The sequence below is a fragment of the Streptomyces sp. KMM 9044 genome (assembly GCF_024701375.2).
GTDB lineage: Bacteria > Actinomycetota > Actinomycetes > Streptomycetales > Streptomycetaceae > Streptomyces.
This window is the reverse complement of sequence record NZ_CP113910.1, coordinates 4,480,959-4,506,609: the sequence shown is the minus strand read 5'-3', so window position 1 is coordinate 4,506,609 and position 25,651 is coordinate 4,480,959. Positions and strand designations below refer to the sequence as shown.

Annotated in this window: 21 protein-coding genes, 1 tRNA gene, 1 pseudogene and 1 riboswitch; of the genes and pseudogenes, 7 read left to right on the top strand and 16 right to left on the bottom strand. The window is 71.3% G+C overall.

Annotated features, from left to right (window positions below):
• Nucleotides 1-30 precede the first annotated feature (30 nt).
• Both HUV60_RS20350 and HUV60_RS20345 read right to left on the bottom strand, forming a co-directional pair.
• Nucleotides 31-612 carry a hypothetical protein gene (locus HUV60_RS20350; protein ID WP_257848680.1) on the bottom strand — a complete coding sequence of 194 codons (582 nt, stop codon included), beginning with the start codon at nucleotides 610-612 and terminating at the stop codon, nucleotides 31-33.
• Between the two features lie 115 nt (nucleotides 613-727).
• The gene (locus tag HUV60_RS20345) at nucleotides 728-1,573 is read right to left on the bottom strand and encodes a MurR/RpiR family transcriptional regulator (protein ID WP_257848679.1); all 846 of its coding nucleotides are present in this window, start codon (nucleotides 1,571-1,573) and stop codon (nucleotides 728-730) included.
• Nucleotides 1,574-1,769: 196 nt separating this feature from the next.
• Here HUV60_RS20345 and HUV60_RS20340 point away from each other — a divergent pair, with 196 nt between their 5' ends.
• Nucleotides 1,770-2,204: a hypothetical protein gene (locus tag HUV60_RS20340; protein ID WP_257848678.1), complete on the top strand. Its 435-nt coding sequence runs from the start codon at nucleotides 1,770-1,772 to the stop codon at nucleotides 2,202-2,204.
• 476 nt (nucleotides 2,205-2,680) lie between these two features.
• On the opposite strand, the gene HUV60_RS20335 is transcribed toward HUV60_RS20340, so the two are convergent.
• On the bottom strand, nucleotides 2,681-4,069 hold the full coding sequence (locus tag HUV60_RS20335; RefSeq protein ID WP_257848677.1) for a cystathionine beta-synthase: 1,389 nt from the start codon (nucleotides 4,067-4,069) through the stop codon (nucleotides 2,681-2,683).
• A 246-nt stretch (nucleotides 4,070-4,315) separates the two neighbouring features.
• Here HUV60_RS20335 and HUV60_RS20330 point away from each other — a divergent pair, with 246 nt between their 5' ends.
• From HUV60_RS20330 to HUV60_RS20320, 3 genes are all read left to right on the top strand, one after another.
• Nucleotides 4,316-5,395 (top strand): SGNH/GDSL hydrolase family protein, encoded by a 1,080-nt coding sequence (locus HUV60_RS20330; protein ID WP_257848676.1) that lies wholly within the window; start codon nucleotides 4,316-4,318, stop codon nucleotides 5,393-5,395.
• A 160-nt stretch (nucleotides 5,396-5,555) separates the two neighbouring features.
• The gene (locus tag HUV60_RS20325; protein ID WP_257848675.1) at nucleotides 5,556-6,776 is read left to right on the top strand and encodes an acetyl-CoA C-acetyltransferase; all 1,221 of its coding nucleotides are present in this window, start codon (nucleotides 5,556-5,558) and stop codon (nucleotides 6,774-6,776) included.
• 298 nt (nucleotides 6,777-7,074) lie between these two features.
• Nucleotides 7,075-7,884, top strand: coding sequence for a hypothetical protein (locus tag HUV60_RS20320; protein WP_257848674.1), 810 nt, complete (start codon nucleotides 7,075-7,077; stop codon nucleotides 7,882-7,884).
• Nucleotides 7,885-7,977: 93 nt separating this feature from the next.
• Here the strand turns inward: HUV60_RS20320 and HUV60_RS20315 are convergent, their stop codons facing one another.
• Nucleotides 7,978-8,289 carry a hypothetical protein gene (locus HUV60_RS20315; protein ID WP_257848673.1) on the bottom strand — a complete coding sequence of 104 codons (312 nt, stop codon included), beginning with the start codon at nucleotides 8,287-8,289 and terminating at the stop codon, nucleotides 7,978-7,980.
• 100 nt (nucleotides 8,290-8,389) lie between these two features.
• Here HUV60_RS20315 and HUV60_RS20310 point away from each other — a divergent pair, with 100 nt between their 5' ends.
• Complete coding sequence (locus HUV60_RS20310; protein WP_257848672.1) at nucleotides 8,390-8,623, top strand: DUF4287 domain-containing protein; 234 nt, start codon at nucleotides 8,390-8,392, stop codon at nucleotides 8,621-8,623.
• 125 nt (nucleotides 8,624-8,748) lie between these two features.
• Here HUV60_RS20310 and HUV60_RS20305 read toward each other — a convergent pair whose 3' ends face one another.
• The 3 genes from HUV60_RS20305 to HUV60_RS20295 all read right to left on the bottom strand — a co-directional run bounded on the left by HUV60_RS20305 (nucleotide 8,749) and on the right by HUV60_RS20295 (nucleotide 10,516).
• Complete coding sequence (locus HUV60_RS20305) at nucleotides 8,749-9,657, bottom strand: Bax inhibitor-1/YccA family protein (RefSeq protein WP_257848671.1); 909 nt, start codon at nucleotides 9,655-9,657, stop codon at nucleotides 8,749-8,751.
• A 190-nt stretch (nucleotides 9,658-9,847) separates the two neighbouring features.
• Nucleotides 9,848-10,153 carry a hypothetical protein gene (locus tag HUV60_RS20300; RefSeq protein ID WP_257848670.1) on the bottom strand — a complete coding sequence of 102 codons (306 nt, stop codon included), beginning with the start codon at nucleotides 10,151-10,153 and terminating at the stop codon, nucleotides 9,848-9,850.
• Nucleotides 10,154-10,428: 275 nt separating this feature from the next.
• A tRNA-Leu gene (locus HUV60_RS20295) sits at nucleotides 10,429-10,516 on the bottom strand.
• A 454-nt stretch (nucleotides 10,517-10,970) separates the two neighbouring features.
• Between HUV60_RS20295 and HUV60_RS20290 the strand changes: the two genes are divergently transcribed.
• Both HUV60_RS20290 and HUV60_RS20285 read left to right on the top strand, forming a co-directional pair.
• A complete protein-coding gene (locus HUV60_RS20290) occupies nucleotides 10,971-11,741 on the top strand; it encodes an ABC transporter ATP-binding protein (protein WP_257848669.1) in 771 nt (256 codons plus the stop codon).
• A gap of 90 nt (nucleotides 11,742-11,831) precedes the next feature.
• On the top strand, nucleotides 11,832-14,363 hold the full coding sequence (locus HUV60_RS20285; protein ID WP_257848668.1) for an ABC transporter permease: 2,532 nt from the start codon (nucleotides 11,832-11,834) through the stop codon (nucleotides 14,361-14,363).
• Between the two features lie 146 nt (nucleotides 14,364-14,509).
• Here the strand turns inward: HUV60_RS20285 and HUV60_RS20280 are convergent, their stop codons facing one another.
• The 9 genes and pseudogenes from HUV60_RS20280 to HUV60_RS20240 form a co-directional block, all read right to left on the bottom strand.
• On the bottom strand, nucleotides 14,510-15,808 hold the full coding sequence (locus tag HUV60_RS20280) for an SAM-dependent methyltransferase (protein ID WP_257848667.1): 1,299 nt from the start codon (nucleotides 15,806-15,808) through the stop codon (nucleotides 14,510-14,512).
• A gap of 322 nt (nucleotides 15,809-16,130) precedes the next feature.
• Nucleotides 16,131-17,534 (bottom strand): NAD(P)/FAD-dependent oxidoreductase, encoded by a 1,404-nt coding sequence (locus HUV60_RS20275; RefSeq protein WP_257848666.1) that lies wholly within the window; start codon nucleotides 17,532-17,534, stop codon nucleotides 16,131-16,133.
• A gap of 431 nt (nucleotides 17,535-17,965) precedes the next feature.
• Nucleotides 17,966-18,904, bottom strand: a pseudogene (locus HUV60_RS20270) (Ppx/GppA phosphatase family protein); the annotation flags it as partial.
• On the bottom strand, nucleotides 18,901-19,557 hold the full coding sequence (locus HUV60_RS20265) for a DUF501 domain-containing protein (protein WP_257848665.1): 657 nt from the start codon (nucleotides 19,555-19,557) through the stop codon (nucleotides 18,901-18,903). The gene HUV60_RS20265 and the pseudogene HUV60_RS20270, both read right to left, overlap by 4 nt.
• 54 nt (nucleotides 19,558-19,611) lie before the next feature.
• On the bottom strand, nucleotides 19,612-20,088 hold the full coding sequence (locus HUV60_RS20260) for an FtsB family cell division protein (protein ID WP_257848664.1): 477 nt from the start codon (nucleotides 20,086-20,088) through the stop codon (nucleotides 19,612-19,614).
• A 170-nt stretch (nucleotides 20,089-20,258) separates the two neighbouring features.
• Nucleotides 20,259-21,539: a phosphopyruvate hydratase gene (eno, locus tag HUV60_RS20255; protein ID WP_257848663.1), complete on the bottom strand. Its 1,281-nt coding sequence runs from the start codon at nucleotides 21,537-21,539 to the stop codon at nucleotides 20,259-20,261.
• 280 nt (nucleotides 21,540-21,819) lie between these two features.
• Nucleotides 21,820-22,563, bottom strand: coding sequence for a transglycosylase family protein (locus tag HUV60_RS20250; RefSeq protein ID WP_257848662.1), 744 nt, complete (start codon nucleotides 22,561-22,563; stop codon nucleotides 21,820-21,822).
• Between the two features lie 4 nt (nucleotides 22,564-22,567).
• Nucleotides 22,568-22,737, bottom strand: a riboswitch (cyclic di-AMP (ydaO/yuaA leader).
• Between the two features lie 331 nt (nucleotides 22,738-23,068).
• Nucleotides 23,069-23,986, bottom strand: coding sequence for a transglycosylase family protein (locus HUV60_RS20245; protein ID WP_257848661.1), 918 nt, complete (start codon nucleotides 23,984-23,986; stop codon nucleotides 23,069-23,071).
• Between the two features lie 329 nt (nucleotides 23,987-24,315).
• Nucleotides 24,316-25,596, bottom strand: a complete 1,281-nt coding sequence (locus HUV60_RS20240) for a cytochrome P450 family protein (RefSeq protein WP_257848660.1) — start codon at nucleotides 25,594-25,596, stop codon at nucleotides 24,316-24,318.
• Between the last annotated feature and the right edge of the window lie 55 nt (nucleotides 25,597-25,651).

Genomic DNA, 25,651 nt, shown 5'->3' with positions numbered 1-25,651 from the left:
CCGGGCCGGGCCGGGCCGGGTCAGGTCAGGTCAGGTCAGGGCCGAGGCCCGGCGGCGGGCGCCGCCCGGGGTCGCGTCGCCCGCCGCGATGCCTGTGGTGCGGTAGCCCTTGACCGCCTTGCCGGCCGGACTGCCCGCGCCGCCGCTCAGCCAGTCGACGCGGACCCACAGAAGGACCTCGTCCGCCTGCTCCAGACGGCCGATCCAGGACGCCTTCAGCCACAGGCCCGCACCACACCCGGCGAGCAGCAGACCTCCCGCCGCGGGCACCGCGAACCCGCTGCCCAGGGCGGCGAGGAAGGCCAGCAGCAGCCACCAGCGGTGCCGGCGTCGCCAGTTGCGCACGCTGACCGCGCGGTCCCGGAGCACGTCGTGCTGGCCCGCCCGCACCGCCGGCCGGGCCAGCTCGCGGTACCGCCCGCGCCGTACGTACGCCACCACGGCCATGGCCACGAGGAACAGCGCGGCCCCGGCCAGCACACCGATCCGGCGGCCGGTCAGTCCCGGCACCAGCACGCCGGTGCCCGCCGCGGCCACGCCCAGCCATCCCAGTGGCGCCGCCCCGGCCCGCACGACCACGGCAACCCGAGCCAGCCCTTGTCCTCCGCGCATCACGTCCAGCCTCCCGTCCCACTGCAGTGGAGCGTCCGTAGGGTACGGAGCGCAGATTAGTGAATCGAGGTGAGAGAAATCTGAGATACCGCGCCAAGAACGGCGCCTCGCGCCGTCACTCCACGAACAGGCCGCGCGTCGCCGCCTTCGTGTCGAACTCCTCCAGGCGGGCCTGGGCGTCGGGCAGGTCGTCGCACATCGCCTCCAGCAGCACCCGGCCCAGCAGCATCGGCGCGCACGCCGTGTCGAAGGCGAGCCCGGTGCCGACGGCGGCGGGCAGCAGCAGGTCGGAGAACTTGGCGACCGGCGCGAAGGCGGAGTCGGCGACGGTGACGACGGTCAGCCCCGTCTCCTTGGCGTGGGTGAGGGCATCGACGGCCTCCCGGGGATGCCGGGGCAGCGCGAAGCAGAGCAGGGCTCCGGCTCCGGCCGCCACGGCGGCGTCGATGCGGTCGTGGAGCATGGTGCCGCCCTCGTCGAGCAGCCGTACGTCGGGGTGGACCTTGGAGGCGAAGTAGGCGAAGCCGTGGGCCTGTGCCGCCGCCGCGCGCAGCCCGAGCACGGGCAGCGGCCGGCTGCCCGCGAGGATCCGTCCCGCCCGCCGGACCGGCTCCGGATCGGCGAGCACCTCGGCCAGGTGCCGCAGGTTCCCGATCTCGGCCTCGACGGCCTGCTGGTACTCGTTGTACGACCCGGCGTCCGGCGCCGGCGGTCCGAAGGGCACGACCTCGCGCAGATGCCGCCGCAGGGCGGGATAGCCGTCGAAGCCGAGGGCGACCGCGAACCGGGTCACGGAGGGCTGGCTGACGCCGGCCAGTTCGGCCAGTTCCACGCTGGACAGGAACGGCACGTCGGCGGCGCGCCGCACCATGCTGTGCGCGATGCGCCGCTGCGTCGGCGTCAGCCGGTGCCCCTCGAACAGCGCCTGCAGGCGCGCGGCAGGCCCTTCGGTGACGCTCATGACGTGGCTCCCCCTCGACCTGTTCACCGGCTCCGGTCCCCCGGCCGCCCACACGGCCTATTCACCCACGGTGCTTCCTGCATGCCGTTATACAGGCGAACGCGGGGCGCGCACGACCGGGAGCGGGCAGACCCCCCGCCGGCAAGGGGGGTCATCCCCCGTGCCCCGGGCGGCCGGGCTGTCTACCGTGGTCCGTATGACCGGAATGGATGCACGGGACACCGATCTGAAGAAGGAACTCAACGCCACCCTGCGGGCCCGCGGGGAACTGGGCGACGAGTACGAGTCCGCGCTGGTCGACTCGTTCCTGGAGAAGGTCGACCAGCGTATCGACGGTGCGGTGGAGCGCCGGGTGCGCCGGCAGCTCGCCGAACAGCAGATGACGGTGGCCCGGGACTCCCGGTCGCCGAAGGCCACGGACACCTGGGGTGAGCGGTTCGGCTTCGGGATCGTCTCCCTGGTCCTGGCGGTGCCGCTGTCCGCGATCGGCGGCGGCGTGGCCCATCTGCCCGGCCTGCTGGCCGCCTGGCTGGGCATCGTCGGCGTGAACGTCGTCCAGGCGGCCCGCACCGACCCGGGCCTGTTCGGTCGCCGCGGGCACCGGCGGCAGGACGACGCCTGGGAGGACTGAGCACCCGGGGGCCGGGACGGAGGGCCGGGCGCGGAGTACCGAGCACGGGCGGCCGGACGGAATCGCGGGACGGGGTTGACGCGGGGACCACCGCACCCCCGTTACCGGGGGGCGGGACGACGGTGGTCCCCGCGTGGCGACGCGGGCCGGCCGGGCCGGGTTGCGCGTCTGGCGTCCATGGAGGTCCGGGAGCCGCTCCGGAGGTCCTGTGACGCCGTTCCCTGTCGGCCGGGAAGGGGAGCCGCTCCCTGCCCGCCGACAACGACCAATCTGCCGGACCGGTGTTAAGCGAGTGCTGCGCGCACGTGACGCCCGCGTACCACTTCCGCGAAGTCCACGAAGATCACGTGCGGCCCGGCTCCCGTCGTTCGCGGCCGGTTCGCTCCCGGCCGGTGGGCGCCAGCCGCCCGTGAACGTCCCGCCCGCCGGCCGCCCGTCTCCGCGCCCGTCACGCGCCGACGTTCACCTGCCGACGGTCACCTGCCGTCCTTGGCGAGGAAGGAGAGCAGGTCCTGGCGGCTGACCACACCGGTCGGCCTGCCCTCGACCAGGACGATCGCCGCATCGGCCCTGCCCAGCACGGCCATCAGGTCCGCGACCGGCTCACCGGAGCCGACCTGCGGCAGCGGGGCGGACATGTGCTTCTCCAGCGGGTCGTCGAGCGAGGCGTTCTTGCTGAACAACGCGTCGAGCAGTGCCCGTTCCACCACCGAGCCGACGACCTCGGCCGCCATCACGTCCGGGTGCCCGGCGCCCGGTTTGACGACCGGCATCTGCGAGACGCCGTACTCGCGCAGCACCTCGATGGCCTGCCCGACGGTCTCGTCGGGGTGCATGTGCACGAGGGACGGCATGTGGCCGCCCTCCTTGTGGTCGAGGACGGCGCTGACACGCGCGCTCGGGCCGGCATCCTCGAGGAAGCCGTAGTCGGCCATCCACTCGTCGTTGAAGATCTTGCTGAGGTAGCCGCGTCCGCTGTCCGGGAGCAGCACCACCACGACGTCGTCCTCGCCGAGCCGCTCGGCGACCCGCAGCGCCGCGACGACGGCCATGCCGCACGATCCGCCGACGAGCAGGCCCTCCTCCTTCGCGAGACGCCGGGTCATCTGGAAGGAGTCCTTGTCGGACACGGGGACGATCTCGTCCGCGACGGTCCGGTCGTAGGCGGTCGGCCAGAAGTCCTCGCCGACGCCCTCCACCAGGTAGGGCCGCCCGGAGCCGCCGGAGTAGACGGAGCCCTCGGGGTCGGCGCCGACGACCTGGACGCGGCCGTCGCTGACGTCCTTGAGGTAGCGCCCGGTCCCGGAGATGGTGCCGCCGGTGCCGACGCCGGTCACGAAGTGGGTGATCTTCCCCTCGGTCTGCTCCCACAGCTCCGGGCCGGTGGACTCGTAGTGGCTGAGCGGGTTGTTGGGGTTGGAGTACTGGTCCGGCTTCCAGGCCCCCGGTGTCTCACGGACCAGCCGGTCGGAGACGTTGTAGTACGAGTCGGGGTGCCCGGGGTCCACCGCGGTCGGACAGACGACCACTTCGGCCCCGTACGCCCGCAGCACGTTGATCTTGTCCAGGGAGACCTTGTCGGGGCACACGAAGATGCACTTGTACCCCTTCTGCTGGGCCACGATGGCCAGGCCCACACCGGTGTTGCCGCTGGTCGGCTCGACGATGGTGCCGCCCGGACGCAGCTCTCCGCTCTTCTCCGCCGCCTCGATCATGCGCAGGGCGATGCGGTCCTTCACCGATCCGCCGGGGTTGAAGTACTCCACCTTGGCCAGGACGGTCGCCCTGATGCCGTGGGTGACGTTGTTGAGCCTCACGAGCGGGGTGTTGCCGACGAGGCTGATCATCGAGTCGTGGAATTGCACCGTTGTCTCCGGATGCTGCAAAAGGTGTGGTTGAAGTGGTGATGCCAGCCTAGGGCCTGCTCCGGACCCTGTCCGTGACCCCGGACCCGGACCCACCACCGCACCCCGGGCCGCCCCGTCCCGGACCGGCCCTCCCCGGCCGTTCACCCACCGCGAAGATTTGATCACGTTCCGTACGGGGCAAGCAGTGGGTGTGCGGCGGTGAGGCCGGACAGCGGTACGGCTCGGAGGAGGTGGCGGCGGGGCATGACGAGGATGTCGCGGGCAAGGGTGGCCCGGCGGATCGCGGCCGGTGCCGCGTACGGCGGCGGGGGCATCGGCCTGGCCGGTGCGGCCGGCGTCGGGCTGCTGCTGGCCGAGGTCCGGCTGGCGCGGCGCCGCGTGGGCAACGGCAGGAGCCCGGACGTACCGAACGCGGACGGGCTGTACGGCGCCGCCTACACGGTGCCCGGGCAGCCGGCACTGCGGCTGACGATGCTGGGCGACTCCACGGCCGCCGGCCAGGGCGTGCACCGGGCCGGTCAGACCCCGGGCGCGCTGCTGGCGGCGGGGGTCGCGGCGGTCGCGGAGCGGCCGGTGGGGCTGAGCACGGTGGCGACGCCCGGGGCCTGTTCCGACGATCTGGACCGGCAGGTGAAGCGGGCCCTGGCGGACCCGGCCCGGGTGCCCGACATCTGCGTGATCATGATCGGCGCCAACGACGTCACGCACCGCATGCCGCCCGCGCTCTCCGTGCGTCACCTGTCGGCGGCGGTGCGCCGGCTGCGTACGGCGGGTGCGGAGGTCGTCGTGGGCACCTGTCCCGACCTGGGCACGATCGAGCCGGTCCAGCAGCCTCTGCGCTGGCTGGCCCGGAGGACCTCCCGGCAACTGGCGGCGGCCCAGACGATCGGCGCGGTCGAGCAGGGCGGGCGCACGGTGTCGCTGGGCGACCTGCTCGGCCCCGAGTTCGCCGCGAACCCCCGCGAGCTCTTCGGCCCCGACAGCTACCACCCCTCCGCCGAGGGGTACGCCACAACGGCCATGGCCATCCTGCCGACGGTCTGCGCCGTGCTCGGCCTGTGGCCGGCCCAGGACGAGCGGCCCGACGCGGCCCGCCGCGAGGGCTTCCTCCCCGTCGCCCGGGCCGCGGCCGAGGCCGCCTCGGAGGCGGGCACCGAGGTCGCCGCGGCCATGCCCACGGGGCCGAGGGGCCCCTGGGCCCTCCTCAAGCGCCGCAAGCGCCGCCGGGTGCGGGAGCCGGAGGCCGGGGCGCGGTCCGCCCTGGCGGAGGAACCCCCGAAAGGCACGGGATCCGGAGGAACCCAGACCAAAGCAAGCGCTTAGTAAACTGCGGCCAGTGTCACACCGCGCGCCCCGTGACCCCGCCGCTACGTCCGGGTAACTTCCCCTGCAGTCCTGTCCGACCACCCGGTGCGCCCTCCCCCCGCCCGACCACCGCCCCTCAACGAGGCGCTACGCGCCACCCCTTCCGTCAGGAGCCGTAATGCCCGAAGCCGTGATCGTCTCTGCCGCCCGTTCCCCCATCGGCCGCGCCTTCAAGGGCTCCCTCAAGGAGGTGCGTCCGGACGACCTGACCGCCTCGATCATCCAGGCCGCCCTCGCCAAGGTCCCCGGGCTGGACCCCGGGGACATCGACGACCTGATGCTCGGCTGCGGCCTCCCCGGCGGCGAGCAGGGCAACAACCTCGGCCGCATCGTCGCCGTGCAGATGGGGATGGACCACCTCCCCGGCTGCACCGTCACGCGCTACTGCTCGTCGTCCCTGCAGACCTCCCGCATGGCGCTGCACGCCATCAAGGCCGGTGAGGGCGACGTCTTCATCTCGGCCGGCGTCGAGACGGTCTCCCGGTTCGCGAAGGGCAACTCCGACAGCCTGCCCGACACCCGCAACCCCTTCTTCGCCGAGGCCGAGGCCCGTACCGCCGCCGTCGCGGAGCAGGAGGGCACCACCTGGCACGACCCGCGTGAGGACGGCCTCGTCCCGGACGCCTACATCGCGATGGGCCAGACCGCCGAGAACCTGGCGCGCCTGAAGGGCGTCACCCGCCAGGACATGGACGAGTTCGGCGTCCGCTCGCAGAACCTGGCCGAGGAAGCCATCAAGAACGGCTTCTGGGAGCGCGAGATCACCCCGGTGACACTGCCCGACGGCACGGTCGTCGCCAAGGACGACGGCCCGCGCGCCGGCGTCACCCTGGAGGGCGTCTCGGGCCTCAAGCCCGTCTTCCGCCCCGACGGCATGGTCACCGCCGCCAACTGCTGCCCGCTCAACGACGGTGCCGCGGCCCTCGTCGTCATGAGCGACACCAAGGCCCGCGAGCTGGGCCTGACCCCGCTCGCCCGGATCGTCTCCACCGGCGTCTCCGGCCTCTCCCCCGAGATCATGGGTCTCGGCCCGGTCGAGGCGTCCCGGCAGGCGCTGCACCGCGCCGGCCTCACCATCGACGACATCGACCTGGTCGAGATCAACGAGGCGTTCGCCGCGCAGGTCATCCCCTCCTACCGCGAGCTCGGCATCCCGCTGGAGAAGCTGAACGTCAACGGCGGCGCGATCGCCGTCGGCCACCCGTTCGGCATGACCGGCGCACGCATCACCGCCACACTCATCAACTCCCTCCAGTTCCACGACAAGCAGTTCGGCCTGGAGACGATGTGCGTGGGCGGCGGCCAGGGTATGGCCATGGTCGTCGAGCGCCTCAGCTGACCGAGTCGGACACTCCCGCCACGAGAGCGCACAGAGTAGCCGGAAGGAGACAGCCGGTGAACCCTTGGCCCGGAACCCCCGAACCACCGGGGTTCCGGGCCGTTCCGTGACCCAATCTCCCCCAGGATGTGACCTATCTCCCCCACCGTGGAGATTCACGCAGGTCAAAGCCCTGCCCCTACCCGGCCCGGAAACCACACTCTGTCCGTTTCGTGACGTTACGCACTGACAGATGGTTAGTCCGCCCTTCAAGCTGATGTAGGAAGTCGGGGGTCGACTTTGAACCGGGAGTACGTCAGTGAGCGCCATGCCGATCGCCCTGTTGGTCACCACGGCCGCCACCGGCGCCGTGGGCGTCGCTGTCCTGCGCAGCATTCTGGTGCTGCGCAGGCAGGTCGCGGCCCTGCACGCCGAGCTGGTCAAGGACCGCGCCGCCGCCACGCGCGCGCTCCTGCCCGCAGCCCGCTCCGCCCACGCCGACGAGATACGCGCGGCCGTGGCCGAGGCGCTCGCGGAGGAGCGGGAGCGGGAGCTCGCCGAGGCGCGGGCGTTCTGGGCCGCCCAGGAGGCGCGTGACGTCCCCGACGCACCGTCCCTGCTGGGCCTGGCCGACAGTGAGCTGTTCATGCCGCGGCAGGCCGACTTCGTGGGTCTGGAGCCGGTGGCCGAGCCGGGCGCCGACGCCGACGAGTACGCCCCGAAGGATTCCGTCCAGGGCGTTACGCCCACCGAGTCCCCGGAACTGGCGGCGGCCCGCCGTCGGCACCCTTCGCACCCGGACTTCGTCCCGAACCCGTCGCCGGTCGTGAACGACCACGAGCGCACCGTCTCCACGCTGGAGGAGCTGGCCTCCTCCGAGGTGGAACTGACCGACGTCCGCCCCGGCCCGCTGGGCACACTGGACGTCTACGTCTTCGCCGACGGCACCACGCTGTGCATGACGCCGGGGCACCGGGAGACCGCCGAACGGCTGGCCGCGACCCTGCGCGAGGGCCGGAGCCCGTTCCTGCTGGGCGGTTCCGGCGTCTCGGGCGCGTACACGCTGACCTTCGCCTGCGGCGAGGAGAACATCTACATCCTGGCGGACCGCGTCATCGCGTCCCTCTGAGCCGTCCGCTCCGCCCTGTCCGCTCCGGTCTGCCGCCCGGCCTCCGGTCCAGGCCCCTCCCCGCGCCGGCGTGTACCCGGGCCGCTTGCGGCCCTACACCCCGGCGCGTTTCTGCGCCTCCTCCACGAGCCGCAGCGCCTCCGCGACCTCGCCCTCGTCCTCCAGGACGAGCGCCAGGTCGTGGCCGGCGACGGTGACCTGGTCGGCGGCGGCGAACATGCCCGCGTCGGGCATCTCGCGGGGCTCGGTGCCCGGCTCCTCCACACGCTGGGTCCGCAACGCCAGTTCCCTGGCCAGGGCGAGCGCCTCGGCGGCGGCCCCCCGCTGCAGCCGGCTCTGCGGCGCGGCCCGCAGGCGGTCGGCGAAATGATCCACGGCACGGGTGAGAGGCGTCGTATCAACCACGCGGTGAGCGTACGCGGCACGGCAGGACTGTTGCCAACGGACGAACGCTCAGGCACGGTGATCTGAAGGACCGGCTCACACCCCTGCGCTGGAGGCGCCGATGTCCCAAGTCCTCTCCGAGGAGACCCACCGCAACCTGCTCGCCCGCATCCCGCACTGCACCGGTCGTGAGGTCTCCGACTGGCTGCGCACCGTCGAAGAGGAAGGCCCCTCGCTCTTCCGCTTCGAGGAGAAAGTCAGCTGGCTCCGCCACGAGTACGACCTGGCGTACGGCCATGCCAAGGCGATCGTCCACGAGTACGACCTGAGAAGGGCCGCGCGCCATCTGCGCTGAGTCCACACCCCGCCCGCCGTCCACGCCCCCTTCCCGTCCGCACCACGGCGAAGGGCCCCGGGTGAACCCGGGGCCCTTGCGTGCGTACCTGTGGATCAGACGCGTCGAGCGCCGATCACCGGACGCTAATCACCGCTGTTGAGGATCGCGATGATCCTCAGGAACTCCAGGTAGAGCCAGACCAGCGTCAGCGTGAGGCCGAAGGCAGCGAGCCAGGCCTCCTCGCGCGGGGCGCCGTAGGCGAGGCCGTCCTCGACCTGCTTGAAGTCCAGGGCGAGGAAGCAGGCACCGAGGATGATGCCGACGACACCGAAGATGATGCCGAGCGGGCCGCTGCGGAAGCCGAGACCGTCACCGCCGCCGAACACCGCGAACAGCAGGTTCACGGACATCAGCAGGATGAAGCCGAGCGCGGCCGCCATCACGAAGCCGTAGAAGCGGCGGTTGACGCGGATCCAGCCCGCCCTGTACGCCACCAGCACACCGACGAAGACCGCCATGGTGCCGAGCACGGCCTGCATGGCCGCGCCGTCGGCGATGCGGTTGTCGACGACGCTGGAGATGACGCCGAGGAAGACACCCTCGAACGCGGCGTACGTCAGGATCAGCGCGGGTGCAGCCTTGCGCTTGAAGGCCTGCACGAAGCCCAGCACCATGGCGATCAGCGCGGCGCCGATGCCGATGCCGTAGGACCGGCCGAGGTTGGCGTCGTCCACGGGCAGCAGGGCCCAGGCGAGCGCGGCGAAGACGACGAGCACGCCGAGCGTGGTGCCCGTGCGCATGACGACGTCGTCGATGGTCATCCGGTCGGCAGCGGCGGGCGCCTGCGGCGGCGCGCCGTGCTGCACGTCCTGCTGACCGTACGGGGTCTGCGCGTAGGGGTTCTGCGCGTACGGGTCGCCGGCGGGCTGCGCGTACGGGTTGCCCTGCGTGGCGACAGCGGGACCCCCGGCCTGCGGCGCGGTGTTGAAGCCCGCGTAGCCGTTGTCGCGGCTGAACCCCCGTCGCGAGAAGACCGGGTTTCTGCTCCTCATTTCACTCCTCCATGGCCACACAGCATGGCCTTGGGCTCAAGAGTAATAGGTAAGCAAAGGAATGACCCTAATGCTTGGGGAGGATCTTTCCCTTGTCGTGCTGCACAACACGCTACGCGACCATGTGATTCCCTTCACCGCAGCGACCGAACCATGACCGACCTGGAACCTGCCCGGGATCGGTCGGAGATCACCCCCCGGCCGCCCCGCCTGCGGCGAGGTCCCCGTCGGCGCCTTCCCGGCCCCGGCACCGATCCCCCTCCTCGATGCCTCCCTCGACGATCACGTGCCGGCCGGAGACGTCCAGGGCCGGCCCCGGCACCGGGGTGCGCACGGGCGCCGCACCGCTTCGGCCCTTGCCGTGCCCTCCCAGCACCAGGGCTGATCCCCAGCCCCAGAGCCCTCCGTCGGTGTCGATGGCCAGGCCGGTGAACCCGAAGGACGCGATACGGCGAATCGGGGGAAGCCCGCGCACCCGGGCCGGCTTCGCCGACACGTGGTCACCGGTGAGTCGTCGTGCTCACGAGCGGGTGCGCGACCGTACGCGAGTACGTGTCCCGGCCCGTCGGCACCGCCCTGCCCCGGCACTCCTGGTGCAACCGCACCGGGGACGTCGACCACGCTCGTGGCGTTCCGCTTCCTGGTGTTCAGCACGCCCGCACACGCATCCGGCGCCTCATGAGCAAGCCCTTCGGCGCCGCGCCGTCGGGTGCGAACACCTCGTCGCCCCGCGGGCGGTGGCAACTGCCGGATCAGGAGTTGCGGCAACGGTGGTGCCCGGAGCCGGACTTGAACCGGCACGCCCCCGACAGGGGCAGCGAGGTTTAAGCTCGCCGTGTCTGCATTCCACCATCCGGGCAGGCCATGGGCTCCGCGTGGGCCCTTCGACCCTATCGGGACCCCTCCCCCGAACTGCGGGGTGGTGGACCGATGTTGTCTTATTTTATTGGCGCCTGAGGGAGCATCAGACCAGAGACATCGCCATCAGCACATGCCACCAGCCTTGCGTGCGGGGGCAGGCCGCGCGTACGGAATGACGGAATTTCACCGTCCGAACAAGGGCGCTCCACCCGTTCCCACCACATCCACCACGCAGTGGGACTCCGCTCGGCACGAAGGCGCTCCCCCGGAACCGGTGACTCCTCCCCGCTCCGGGCCCGCCGTCATCCCCAGGTATGACGGCGGCCACCGGAGTCCGCCCCGAGTCGCCCACCGGAACCGGAGCAGCGGGTGACTACACGGCGGCGGGCGGGCGCAACGATGGAGACCGTCCCGTTCCTGTGAAACGCCGTACCGTCAGGAGTGCTCATCCCGTGACCACCACACCCATCGCCGACCGGACCACCGCCGTGGCCGCACGTGCCACGGAGCTGTCGAAGATCTACGGCCAGGGCGAGACCCGGGTGGTCGCCCTCGACCAGGTCTCCGTGGACTTCCGGCAGGCCGAGTTCACCGCGATCATGGGCCCCTCCGGCTCCGGCAAGTCCACGCTGATGCACTGCGTGGCCGGGCTCGACACCTTCTCGGCCGGTTCCGTGCGCATCGGCGACACCGAACTGGGCTCCCTCAAGGACAAGCAGCTGACCAAGCTGCGCCGGGACAAGATCGGCTTCATCTTCCAGGCGTTCAACCTGCTGCCGACCCTGACGGCCCTGGAGAACATCACCCTCCCGATGGACATCGCGGGGCGCAAGCCGGACAAGCAGTGGCTCGACACCGTGATCCGGATGATCGGGCTGTCCGACCGGCTGAGCCACCGGCCCTCGCAGCTGTCAGGCGGTCAGCAGCAGCGCGTCGCCGTGGCACGTGCGCTCGCCTCCCGGCCCGAGATCATCTTCGGCGACGAACCCACCGGCAACCTCGACTCCCGTTCCGGCGCCGAGGTACTCGGCTTCCTGCGCAACTCCGTGCGCGAGCTGGGGCAGACGGTGGTCATGGTGACCCACGACCCGGTCGCCGCGGCCTACGCGGACCGGGTGGTCTTCCTCGCGGACGGCAGGATCGTGGACGAGGTGTACGGACCGACGGCCGACTCGGTGCTCGACCGCATGAAGCAGTTCGACGCCAAGGGCCGCACCAGCTGAGGTGCTGTCACCCCTCGTGGTGACGCGACCCCGCCCCTGCTGACGTCCCGCACCCCCCCCACCCGTACGACTGGACTCGAGAAGACACCCATGTTCCGTACCGCCTTGCGCAACGTGTTCGCGCACAAGGCCCGGCTCCTGATGACCGTGCTCGCCGTGATGCTCGGCGTGGCCTTCGTGTCGGGAACCCTGGTCTTCACCAACACCATCTCCGACGCCCTCCAGAAGAGCTCCGCCAAGGGCTTCGACCACGTGGACGTCGCCGTCACCCCCGGCTGGAAGGACGCCGAGGGCGACAAGCTCGGTGAGGCCCACGAGCTGACCCCGGCCATGGTCGAGGACAGTGCCCGGGTGCCCGGCGCCGCACGGGCCATCGGGGTCGTCACCGGGTTCACCGCCATGGCCGACCGGGACGGCAGGCTGATCGGCGACGGCTTCCAGTCGCAGGGCGGCAACTACTGGGGCACCGACGACCCCCGCTACCCGCTGACCGAAGGGAACGCCCCGAAGGGCCCGGACGAGGTCCTCATCGACGCCGAGACCGCGAAGCGCACCGGCTACCAGGTCGGTGACACCGTACGGATGTCGGTCGACGGCCCCGTCCTCGAACCGGTCGTCACCGGCGTCTTCACCACCGACGACGGCAATGTCGCGGCCGGCGGCAGCCTCGCGCTGTTCGACACGACGACCGCGCAGAAGCTGTTCGGCAAGGAGGACACGTTCGACGAGATCGCCGTCAAGGCGAAGGACGGCGTCTCCGGCGCCGCGCTGCGGGCGGAGCTGGACAGGGCGCTGCCGGCCGGCGCCGTGGAGACCACCACCGGCACCGAGCTCGCCGAGCACCAGGCGAGCATGATCGCCGCCTCGACGGAGGAGATGAAGCAGAGCCTGCTGGTGTTCGCCGGCGTCGCCCTGTTCGTCGGCACGTTCATCATCGCCAACACCTTCACCATGCTGGTCGCCCAGCGCACCCGGGAGCTGGCGCTGATGCGCGCGGTCGGCGCCTCCCGTCGGCAGGTCACCCGGTCGGTGCTGCTCGAGGCCTTCGTGGTGGGCGCGGTGGCCGCCGTGGCCGGACTGCTCACCGGTATCGGCATCGGGGCCGGGCTGCGGGCCCTGATGGGGACGTTCGACGCGTCCGTGCCCGCCGGACCGCTGGTCGTCACTCCGGGCACCGTCGGCACCGCGTTCGCGGTCGGCATCCTGATCACCATGCTCGCCGCCTGGCTGCCCGGCCGCCGGGCCGCGAAGATCCCGCCGGTGGCGGCGATGAGCTCCGTGCACGCCAAGGCGACGACCAGGTCGCTCGTCCTGCGCAACACACTGGGCGCGCTCGTCTCGGGCGCCGGCGTCGCGGTGGTCCTCGCGGCCACGACGATGAGCGGCACGGACGGCCAGGCCCCCATGGGCATCGGCGCGGTGCTGCTGATCATCGGCGTGTTCGTCCTGACCCCGCTGCTGTCCCGCCCGCTGATCGCCGCCGCGGCACCGGTGCTGCGCGTCTTCGGGGTGTCCGGGAAGCTGGCCCGGCAGAACTCGGTGCGCGACCCGCGCCGTACGGCCGCGACCGCGTCCGCGCTGATGATCGGACTGACCCTGATCACCGGCATGACGGTGGTGGCGGGCAGCCTGCAGAACGCCATCGACAAGATGGCCACCTCCTCGATCGAGGCCGACTACGTGGTGTCGATGGCGAACGGCAACTGGCTGTCGCCGGACGTCGAGCGGACCCTGACGCAGTCCGACGGCGTCACCGCCACCAGCCCGCTGCGCAACGCGGCCGTCCGCCTCGACGGCGGGACCGACTTCGTCACCGGCGTCGACGGCGCCTCGATCGGCGAGCTGACCGACTTCCCGGTCCTCGACGGCGCCTTCGAGGTGGCCGGCACGCGGATCGTCGTCGACCAGGAGACGGCCGAGGGGTACGGCTGGAAGGCCGGTTCGCGCTTCGCCCTCACCTACGAGGACGGCGAGAAGCAGGAGCTGACGGTCGCCGGTGTCTACGAGGGCAACAAGATGTTCCGCGGCATCATGCTCGACACCGCGACCCTCGCCCCGCACCAGTCGGACGAACCGGCCGACATGCAGGTCATGGTGAAGACCTCCGGCGGCGCCTCCGACGCGGCGAAGGACGGGCTGGTGGAGGCCCTCGGCACCAACCCCGGAATCAAGGTGAAGGACAAGAAGGACATCTCCAACGAGCTGGCGTCCACGCTCACGCTGGTGCTGAACATGGTCTACGGGCTGCTGGCGATGGCCGTGCTGGTCGCGGTCCTCGGGGTCGTCAACACCCTGGCCATGTCGGTGTTCGAGCGTTCCCGGGAGATCGGCATGCTCCGCGCGATCGGCCTGGACCGCAAGGGAGTCAAGCGGATGGTCCGCCTGGAGTCCCTGGTGATCTCCCTGTTCGGCGGGGTGCTCGGCATCGGCCTCGGCGTGTTCTTCGGCTGGGCGGCCGGCCGGCTGGTGGACTCCGCGGTGGCGACGTACGAACTGATCCTCCCCTGGGACCGGCTGGCGGTCTTCCTGCTGCTGTCCGGCGCCGTGGGCGTCCTCGCGGCACTGTGGCCGGCCCGGCGGGCGGCCCGGCTGAACGTGCTCGGGTCGATCAAGGCCGAGTAGCCGTCGGCGGCCGGGTGGTGAAGCAGTACGGAAGACGGGGCGCGGGCCCTGTTCCGGTGGCCGGAGCCGGTTCGGCGTCGGTCGTCGGAACAGGGCCCTTCGTCGTGCCGAGGGCGGGAGACGGGCGGGGGGCGGGTGCCGCCCCGTCAGTTCCAGGTGCGGGCGCGCAGGGGGAGCCCGGAGGCGCCGGATCCGGGGGTCTTCACGGCCAGGACCTGGTTGACACCGAGGCGGTTGCGTTCGAAGGCGAGCGCGGAGGCGGCCATGTACAGCCGCCAGACGCGGGCGCGGCCGGGCCCCGCGAGGGAGACCGCCCGGTCCCAGTCGGCCTCCAGGTTCGCCACCCAGCGGCGCAGGGTGAGGGCGTAGTGCTCGCGGATCGACTCGACGTCGCGCGTCTCCAGGCCGGCCCGCTCCAGCAGGGACACGGTGGTGCCCACGAGGGCGAGTTCGCCGTCGGGGAAGACGTACGCGTCGATGAACGGGGTCAGTTCGTACTCCGTCTCGTCCCGCTGCGGGCGGCGCGCGATCTGGTGGTTCAGCAGCCGTCCGCCGGGCTTCAGGAGACGGTGCAGAGCGGTGGCGTACTCCAGATAGCGCGGGGAGCCGACGTGTTCGGCCATGCCGATCGAGGAGATGGCGTCGTAGGGACCGTCCGTGACGTCACGGTAGTCCTGGACACGGATCTCGACGCGGTCGGTGAGCCCTTCTTCGGCGACGCGCTTGCGTGCGTACCCGGCCTGCTGCTGGGAGAGGGTGACGCCGACGACGCTCACTCCGTGCTCGCGGGCGGCGTGGACCGCCATGGAGCCCCAGCCGCAGCCGACGTCCAGGAGCCGCTGTCCGGACGTCAGGGCAAGTTTGCGGCAGACGAGTTCGAGCTTGTCGTGCTGGGCCTGTTCGAGGGTGGCCCGCGGGGGCGGGGCGGGCCAGTAGGCGCAGGAGTACACCATGGACGGACCGAGGACGATCTCGTAGAAGTCGTTGCCGACGTCGTAGTGGTGGCTGATGGCGCGCCGGTCGCTGCGCTTGGTGTGGAGACCTCGGCGGGGCCTGCGGACCTCCTCCGGGGGCGGGCCGGGCGGCAGCGGCGGACCGGCCAGCGCGACGAGGCCGCGGACGGCGGAGCGGACGCCCGGGTCGCGCAGGGACCGGGCGAGGGTGGGAGCGTCCTCGCCACGCTGCCAGACGAGGCCGGAGATGGCCTCGAGGGCGGTGTACAGGTCGCCCTCGAGGCCGAGGTCGCCGGCCACCCAGGCGCGGGCGAGGCCGAGTTCGCCCGGCTTCCACAGCAGGCGGCGCAGGGCACGGCGGTTGCGTACGACGAGGACCGGGGCGCCCGGCGGACCGGCCTGCGATCCGTCCCAGGCACGGATACGCAGCGGGAGGGGCGCGCCCACCACCTGTTCGACAAGGCTCTTCAGCCGCGGAGCGGCGTCTCTCATGGTGTACACCTCCGATAGAGCCGTCCCCTGCTCGAGCGAGGTCGGGAGCCTGGGGAGGGGAAATCCCGGAATGTCGTCACCAAGAAAACACCTGCGGGGCGCATGGCACCCCCCGGCGCGCGTCATGGGTGGGCAAAACGCCGGAAAGGGCCGCCCGCACCACGGATGGCGGGCGGCCCTTTCGAGGAGCCGAAGACGGCCCGGCCGATGGCCTGCCGCTTCCGACGGGCGGGCCGTCGGGTCGGGCGGGCCGGGGGCACCGACCGGGCACGGGCCTGAAGGGGTCTGCCGGTCGGGTGGCCTGCGGCCGGGAAGCCTGCGGTCAGGAGGCCTTGGCCTTCTCGCTCTCGGCCTTCTCGGCCGGGACCGGCTTGGCGGCCGCGGGCAGCGGCGCCGGCTTCGCGGCCTCGTAGAACTCCTCGCGCGGGGACTGGATCGCACCCAGCGAGACGACCTCGCGCTTGAGGAACACGGCGAGCGTCCAGTCGGCGAAGACGCGGATCTTGCGGTTCCAGGTCGGCATCGCGAGACCGTGGTAGCCACGGTGCATGTACCAGGCGAGACGACCCTTGAGCTTGATCTTCATCTTGCCCATGACGATCATCGCGACGCCCTTGTGCAGGCCGAGGCCCGCCACCGCGCCCTTGTTGGCGTGGCTGTAGTCCTTCTGCGGGAAGCCCCGCATCCCGGAGACCACGTTGTCGCCGAGGACCTTGGCCTGGCGCAGCGCGTGCTGGGCGTTCGGCGGGCACCAGGCGTTCTCGTTGCCGGCCTTGCGGCCCACGAGGTCCGGCACCTGGGCGTTGTCGCCCGCGGCCCAGATGTAGTCGGTACCGGTGACCTGCAGGGTCGACCGGGTGTCGACGTGGCCGCGCGGGCCCAGCGGCAGGCCGAAGCGGGCCAGTGCCGGGTTCGGCTTGACACCCGCCGTCCACACGATCGTGTGGGAGTCGACCTCGAGGCCGTTCTTCAGCACGACGTGGCCGTCGACGCAGGAGTCCATGGAGGTGGAGAGATAGACCTCGACACCGCGGCTCTCGAGGTGCTCCTTGCCGTACGCACCGAGCTTGGGACCCACCTCGGGGAGGATCTTGTCGGCGGCGTCGACGAGGATGAAGCGCATGTCCTCGCGGGACACGTTCCTGTAGTACTTGGCCGCGTCCCGGGCCATGTCCTCGACCTCGCCGATGGTCTCCGCACCCGCGAAGCCACCGCCGACGAAGACGAAGGTGAGCGCCTTGCGGCGGATCTCCTCGTCCGTGGTGGAGTCGGCCTTGTCGAGCTGCTCGAGGACGTGGTTGCGCAGGCCGATGGCCTCCTCGATGCCCTTCATGCCGATGCCCTGCTCGGCGAGGCCGGGGATCGGGAAGGTGCGGGAGACCGCGCCGAGCGCGATGACCAGGTAGTCGAAGGGCAGCTCGTAGGCCTCGCCGACGAGCGGCGCGATCGTGGCGACCTTGCGGTCCTGGTCGATGGTGGTGACCCGGCCGGTGAGAACCTCCGCCTTGGGGAGCACGCGTCGCAGGGGGACGACGACGTGCCGCGGGGAGATGTTGCCGGCGGCGGCTTCGGGGAGGAAGGGCTGGTAGGTCATGTACGACCGCGGGTCGACGACGGTGACGGTCGCCTCGCCGTAACGCATCTTCTTCTGGATGCGCCGAGCTGCGTACAGGCCTACGTACCCACCGCCTACTACGAGGATCCTGGGACGCTCCGTGGTGCTCATGCCATCGAGTATCCACCCGCCCCGGGGGGTGGGCTCGTGCGCCCCTTCACAAGCTCGGACAGCGGTCGTGTTACACTTCCCGGCCTTTGTGATCAAGTCCATGCCGGAATCCGGGAACCAGGGCCGCACGCGACCCGTTGTCAATGCCGCGTGAGCTGCCTCTCTTCGATCCCGAGGCCACCGTGAGACCCCTGCGGAGAATCGGCGGCGACCTCCCGAGGACCTCTCGCCCGCACCTCCTGAACACGTTCAAAGCAGCCCAGGGGGCCCGAAAGGGTCAACCGGACTCAGTTCTTCGGCCTACCGGGCCCATTTCCTTGTGAAGAACTTCACGAACTTTCCCGCCGGCACCCCTCGGAAGGGCCCGACAGGCCCTTCCGATCACTGCTCAAAGTGTGTTCGCGCCGCTCAGCGGAGCGCTGCTCGTCAGTGGCAACGGACCAGGCGATCCCGTCCAGGATGTCGTGCTCGCTGACGACGACCTCCTTCGCGCCGGCGCGTTCCATGAGGGAGAGCAGGACGAGGGCGCCCGCTCCGATGACATCGACCCGGCCCGGGTGCATGGAGGGGATCGCCGCGCGTTCGGCGTGAGTGGCGTGGAGCAGGCGGTCGGTGATCTCACGGACGCGTTCCAGGGTGACCCGGGAGTGGTGGATCGCCGTCGAGTCGTACGCGGGGAGGTCCTGGGCGATCGCCGACACGGTCGTGACCGAACCGGCCAGGCCGACCAGGGTGCGGGCCTCGCGCAGCGGAACCGTCCGCTCGGCCTGGTCGAGGGCCGCCTCGATGTCGGCCCGCATCGCCGCGATCCGCTCCTCGGACGGCGGGTCCTGCACCGTCCCGTCCCGCAGCAGGTGCCGCTCGGTCATCCGTACGCAGCCCACGTCGACGGACCGGGCGGCCCGTACGTGGTCGTCGCCCACGACGAACTCGGTGGAGCCGCCGCCGATGTCCACGACCAGGAACGGGCGGTGCAGGTCCGCACGGCCCGTCAGTTCCCTGGTCGCGCCGGTGAAGGAGAACTCGGCCTCCTCGTCGCCCGTGATGACCTCGGGCTCCACGCCGAGGATGTCCAGCACCCCGCGCACGAACTCGTCGCGGTTCTCGGCGTCGCGGGAGGCGGAGGTGGCGACGAAGCGGACACGCTGCGCGCCGTGCTCCTTGATGGCCCGGGCGTACGCGCGGCAGGCGGCGAACGTCCGCTCCAGCGCCTCGGGGGAGAGCCGTCCGGTGCGGTCGACGCCCTGGCCGAGCCGAACGACCGTCATGCGCCGGTCCAGGTCGACGAGTTCACCCGTGAGCGGATCGGCGTCGGCCACCAGGAGCCGGATCGAGTTGGTACCGCAGTCGATGGCGGCGACACGGGTCATCGGTCGTTCTCCTCGATCGGCTTGGCTGCGAAGTAGCCGCCGTCCGAGCTCTCCACCTGCCGCCCCTCGCCGGCGGGCGGCTCGGCGACCGTCACGCACGGGCCCTTGCTCCACCACTGGGGCAGCATCGCGAGCGCCTCGTCGCCCAGCGGGTTGACGCCGGGGCCGGCGGCCAGCGAGTGGGCGACCAGGACGTGCAGGCACTTCACCCGGTCCGGCATCCCGCCGGCGCTCGGGAAGTTCTTCAGTTCCTCGATCTCGTCGCGGCGCCGGACGTAGTCCTCATGCGCCGCGCGGTACGCGGCCGCCAGCACCGGGTCCGCCGCCAGCCGCTCCGTCATCTCCTTCATCACGCCGTTCGCCTCCAGCGTCCCGATCGCCGAGGCGGCCCGGGGGCAGGTGAGGTAGTACAGCGTCGGGAAGGGAGTGCCGTCGGGCAGCCTCGGCGCGGTCTCGACGACGTCCGGCTGCCCGCAGGGGCAGCGGTGCGCGATGGCACGCAGCCCGCGCGGGGGCCGCCCGAGCTGCTGCTCGAACGCCTCGACGTCCGCGTCGGTGGGGTCGGTGCGCGGGGTCGTGGGCAGATCGAACAACGCCAGCGCTGAGCGCTGCCCTTGAGGAGTGGTGGCCGGGCGGCGGGCGGGAGTGTCCATACCTGTCTCTCTGCGGTGCTCGTGGGTAGTAAGGCTACGGTCCCGGCGCCGGACTCATCGCCCGGCCGCGTCGGACCTGTCGACGCCGTCCCAGACGTTCGCGTACCAGGGGCGGTCGGCCGATCCACGGTCGGCGCGCGGCTGCTCGGCCGCGCCCGGGTCGATCACGATGTAGCCGGTCTCGCCGGGCATGACGTAGTGCAGCCGGGCGCGGACCTGCTGCTCGGCGTAGGCGTCGTCCTGCCAGCGCGCCTTCAGGTCGCGCAGCCGTTCGACCCGCTGTCTGGCCGCGTCCTGCTCCCGCTGGAGGTCGGCGATGTCGGCACGCTGGGACACGTACTGCCGCATGGGATAGGCGAGGGCCACGACCATCGAGCAGACGACCAAGGCGAGCAGCGCGGCCCGGCCGGTCAGCCGGGAGCGGCGGGCCTGGCGCTTGGTCTGCGAGCGGTAGACCCGGGCGGCGGTCTGCTCGCCGATCAGCCGGATCCTGGTCGCGGTGGAGAACCGGTCCCGGTCCTTCACGGCCATCTCCCCGCCTCCCGTTCCCCTGTCATACGCGCGTACGTCCCCGGACACGGTACGGGACCGCGTCCGGGGACGTACGGACGACCGGCCAGGACACGACGACCTCGGTCGTCACCCGGCACGGGCCGTCGGGTCGGCAGACCAGCAGACCAGCAGACCAGCAGACCAGCAGATCAGCCCTTGAACCGCGGGAAGGCGCTGCGGCCGGCGTACACCGCGGCGTCGTCGAGGATCTCCTCGATGCGCAGCAGCTGGTTGTACTTGGCGACGCGCTCGGAACGGGCCGGGGCACCGGTCTTGATCTGGCCGCAGTTGGTGGCGACGGCCAGGTCGGCGATGGTGACGTCCTCGGTCTCGCCGGAGCGGTGCGACATCATGCACTTGAAGCCGTTGCGCTGGGCCAGCTCGACGGCGTCCAGGGTCTCGGTCAGCGAACCGATCTGGTTCACCTTGACCAGCAGGGCGTTGGCCGCGCTCTCCTCGATGCCGCGGGCCAGGCGCTCCGGGTTGGTGACGAACAGGTCGTCGCCGACGATCTGGACCTTGTCGCCGAGCTTGTCGGTGAGGGCCTTCCAGCCGTCCCAGTCGTCCTCGAACAGCGGGTCCTCGATGGAGACCAGCGGGTACGCGGCGACCAGCTCGGCGTAGTACTCCGTCATCTCGGCGGCGGAGCGCTCCTTGCCCTCGAAGACGTACGTGCCGTCCTTGTAGAACTCGGAGGCGGCGACGTCGAGCGCGAGGGCGATCTGCTCGCCGGGGGTGTAACCGGCTTCCTTGACGGCCTCAAGGATGAGGTCGAGGGCCTCGCGGTTGGAGCCGAGGTTCGGGGCGAAGCCGCCCTCGTCGCCGAGGCCGGTGGACAGGCCGCGGCCCTTCAGCACCTTCTTCAGCGTGTGGTAGACCTCGGTGCCCCAGCGCAGGGCCTCGGAGAAGGACTCCGCGCCGATCGGGGCGATCATGAACTCCTGGATGTCCACATTGGAGTCCGCGTGCGAACCGCCGTTGAGGATGTTCATCATCGGCACCGGCAGCAGGTGCGCGTTGGGGCCGCCGAGGTAGCGGAAGAGGGGGAGGTCGCTGGCCTCGGAGGCGGCGTGGGCGACGGCCAGGGAGACGCCGAGGATGGCGTTGGCGCCGAGGGAGCCCTTGTTGTCGGTGGCGTCCAGGTCGAACATCGCCTGGTCGATCAGGCGCTGCTCGGTGGCGTCGTAGCCGACGAGCTCCGGGCCGATCTGCTCGATGACGGCCAGGACGGCCTTCTCGACACCCTTGCCCTGGTAACGGTCGGGGTCTCCGTCACGGAGTTCGATGGCCTCGAAGGCGCCGGTGGAGGCGCCGGACGGGACGGCGGCACGACCCGTACTGCCGTCGTCGAGGCCGACCTCGACCTCGACCGTGGGGTTACCTCGGGAGTCCAGGATTTCCCGGGCTACGACGACGTCGATGGACGGCACGAGCATCTCCTTCATGGATGTGACGTGGTTCAGCGGGGCCACGGGGGCCCTGCGGACCCGAGCCTATCCGGCCCGGGGCGATCGGCCATCCGGTCGGCCGCTTCGCGGACAGAACCGAGAGTAAATTGTTTCCGAACGGAACAAAGGCGTTTCCGGGAAACCCGGGAACGGGAGGCCCGGTCCGGCCACGGAAAAGCCCCGCCCCGGCGCGTACGGGGGGAGACGCGCCGGAGCGGGGCAGACCTTCGCGGGAACGGGGCCCGGACCCGCGGCCGGCGTCCTACTTCAGGTGCAGCTGCTGGCCCGGGTAGATGAGGTCGGCGTCCTCGACGATGTCGTCGTTCAGCTCGAACAGCTTGCCCCAGCCGCCCTTGACGTCGCGCTCCGCGGCGATCGAGCTGAGGGTGTCGCCCTTGACGACCTTGTACTCGCCGTCGCCCTTCTCGACCTTCTTGCCGGTCGGGGTGGTGACGGTCTTCTTGGCGGCCGGACGCTCGTCGGAGCGGGAGGCCTTCTGCTCGGCGGAACGCTCGGGAGCGGCCTCGGTGCTCTGCTTCTGGGACTCCTGCTCCGGGGACTGCTGCCGGGAGCCCTGCGAGGAGCCGCCGCCCTGGTCGCCCGAGCCCCCGGCGGAACCGCCACCGGTGTAGGCGGCGCTGGACAGGCCCTTGCCGCAGACCGGCCAGGCACCCTTGCCCTGGCCCGCGAGAACCTTCTCGGCGATCTCGATCTGCTGGGCCTTGCTGGCCTGGTCGGCGGTGGCGGCGTACTTCGTGCCGCCGTAGCCGGCCCAGGTGGAGCCGGAGAACTGCAGGCCGCCGTAGTAGCCGTTACCGGTGTTGATCGACCAGTTGCCACCGGACTCGCACTGGGCGACGGTGTCCCACTCGGCGGCGGTGGCGGCGGAGGCACTGCCGGCCGCCATCAGCGGGGCGGCGACGGCGGCACCGGTGACACCGGCGACGGCGATGGCACGGGTGGCCTTGGACGGACGACGGTGCTTGCCCTTGCTGGAAAACAGCATGGATGGATCCCCTCACCGACGCCTACGAGGTGAGCTGTCGGGTTCGGGCCGGTTGGGTTGCCCGGCCGCGTTCCCTTGCGGGACGCGGCTTCACCCCGAGCCGCATCCGGCGTACTTCACCGGATCCGGCGCCTACCTTGGGTCCCCCGCTCCTGCCTACGGCGCATGACGCGACGACTGTTCCCGTGCGGCCACTGGCAGGATTCGGCGTGGTGGCAGCCGGGGCCCGCGATGGCGAGCGATCACGACCGTAGACACGCCCTCGGCGGATTATCAAAGACGATCAGGGCTTCTGAGACCTATCTCTCATCATCTTTAAATCGGACATTCATCCTGAAGCGCGACTCTCCACCCCCGCCACCGACACGCTTTTCCGCACGCCGGTCCACTCGCCACCCGGCCGGCACGCCACCATCGCCCGGTCGGCGCACGGCCGACGCCCGAGCGGTCGGCCGCAGCTGTCGAAATGTCACCTTTCACATGATTCGCATCCAGGTGCGAGCCCCTAACCGAAAAGGGTGGGATTCGGGGCGGCGACACCCTCGGCCCCGTCGCCCCCGCCGTACTGGGCGAGCCATCCGCCGCCGAGAGCAAGGGAGTCGGAGGCGACCGAGGGGCCGCTCGCGGAGCCCGAGCCGGAGTCGCTCGACGGGGAGGAGCCGTCGAGGCCGCGTGTGAAGCCGAGACCGCCGCGCGAGGCATGCCGCCCCGAGGATCCGGCGTCACGGTCCGCGCGCGCTTCCTCCTCGGCGCCGGCGCCGCGGTGACGGCCGCCGCCGGAGTCCTCGCCGTCGGCCGATTCCGAAGCGTCGGCCTTCTGCCCCGACTTGTCCGAGTCGTCGTCCTTGACGGAGGGAGAAGCAGCGGAAGAGGCCTCCGCTCCTCCTTCCTTCTTCTGGCCGTCCGCGGCAGCTTCGTCGCCCTCGTCGCCCTTCGCGTCCGACGAGGAGCCGGCGGACTGGGACGGCGACGGAGTGGCGGACCTTTCGGAGCCGGACGCGCCCGGTGAGCCGCCCTCCACGCCGGTGCCGGCATCGAGCACGGACGCGTCCCGGTCCAGGCCCCCCAGCAGGCCGCAGGCTCTCCACACGCCGACACCCTGGTCGGCGAGGATCTTCTCGGCCACGGCTATCTGCTGGCCGCGGCTGGCCTGGTCGGCGCTGGTCGCGTAGTCGAGGCCGCCGTAGGCCTCCCAGTCCTCCTGGGTCAACTGCAGGCCGCCGTAGTAACCGTTGCCGGAGTTCTGGCTCCAAGAGCCGCCCGACTCGCACTCGGCCACCCGGTCCCAGGTCGAACCGTCGGCAGCACTGGCGGCGCCGGCTCCGAGGAGGGGGATCGCGATGGCCGAGCCGGTCACTCCGGCCGCGACGAGAAGAGCCGGAGCCTGGCGGGGGCGACGGTGACGACCGTTCCCGGAGAGCATGCGGAAACCTTTCGCAGGACAACAGTTACTCGCACGGCGTTTCGCCTGTGACGTTCGAAAAAGCGAGACGCCGCGCTTGAGGGGTGAACGTATAGGCAGTCGAACGTCTGTCACAAGTTCATGCCGTGCAGATCACATGAAGATCACAAAGTTGAGTGGGTGTCACCTTCACAGCCGTCCTGCCAACGGTCAACGGACCGTGCTCGAGGGGCCCTGACGGTCACGTGCGCCGTGGCCGACGGACACGCCCAGGGCTTTCCCGGATCTCTTCCGGAAGACCGTCCGGGGCATTTCGGAATGTGTCCTGGTACGCCGCCCCGTTCGCAACATCACATCGAGGGCGGGGTGAATTTCACCGGCAGCGTGCGCAGTCCGCGCATGATGAGGCCGCCGCGCCAGCGCAGTTCGGCCGGGTCCGCCGCGAGTTCGAGGTCCGGCAGCCGGGTCAGCAGTGTGGCGAGCGCGGTCTGGCCCTCCAGGCGGGCCAGCGGAGCGCCGAGGCAGTAGTGGATGCCGTGGCCGTACCCCAGATGCTGGTTGTCGCGCCGTGCGAGATCGAGTGCGTCGGGGTCGGCGAACCGCTCCGGATCACGGTCCGCGGCGGCCAGGACGACGAGGACCGGGTCGCCTGCGGAGATGTGCTGCCCGCCGAGGGCGAGCGCCTCGGTGGCGAACCGCCAGGTGGCCAGTTCCACGGGCCCGTCGTGGCGCAGGAGTTCCTCCACTCCGGTCTCCAGCAGCCCGCGCTCCCCGGCGGCGAGGGACTTCTGCAGGCGCTCGCGCTGCCCCGGGTGGGTGAGGAGGGCGTAGGTGCCGTTGCCGATGAGGTTGACGGTGGTCTCGAAGCCGGCGAACAGCAGGATGAACGCCATGGCGGCGGCCTCGTTCTCGGTGAGGTGCTCGCCGTGGTCGGAGGCGCGGATCAGGCCGGAGATGAGGTCCTCGCCGGGGGCGGGTTCGACAGGCAGTGCCTCGCGCTTGCGGTGGATCAGGTCGGCCAGGTAGCCGCGCATCTTCTTCACCGACCGGGCGACACCGCCCCTGGGGCCGCCCGCGTGCCGGATCATCATGCCTGCCCAGTCGCGGAAGTCGTCCTGGTCCTCCCTCGGAACGCCGAGCAGGTCGCAGATGGCGTAGATGGGGAGCGGGAAGGCGAAGTCGTGGATGAGGTCGGCGGAGCCGCCCTCCGCGAACCGGTCGATGAGCCCGTCGGTGAGCTCCTGCACCCGGGGCGCGAACTCGGCGACCCTGCGCGGTGTGAACGCCTTGCTGACCAGCCTGCGCAGCCGGGTGTGGTCCGGCGGGTCGATGTTGAGCAGATGCGTCATCAGCTCGGCCTTGCGCTCACCGGGGATACCGGTCCTGCCCCTGGCGTGGGCGGGCTCGTCGTGGTGCGCCGGGTTCTTCGAGAGGCGGGGGTCGGCGAGCGTCTGCTTGGCGTCGGCGTACCGGGTGACCAGCCAGGCCTCCACCCCGCTGGGCAGCCGCGTCCGGTGCACGGGCGCGTGCTCCCTCAGCCAGGCGTACGCGGGGTAGGGGTCGCTCGCGAACTCCCAGGTGAAGAGTTCGGGGGCGCCGTTCTCGGGCCGGGGCTGGTGCTGGTCGGTCACCGCTCGACCGTATCCGGCGGCACGCGGGCAGGCACGCCCTCCTCCCCGCTGCGGT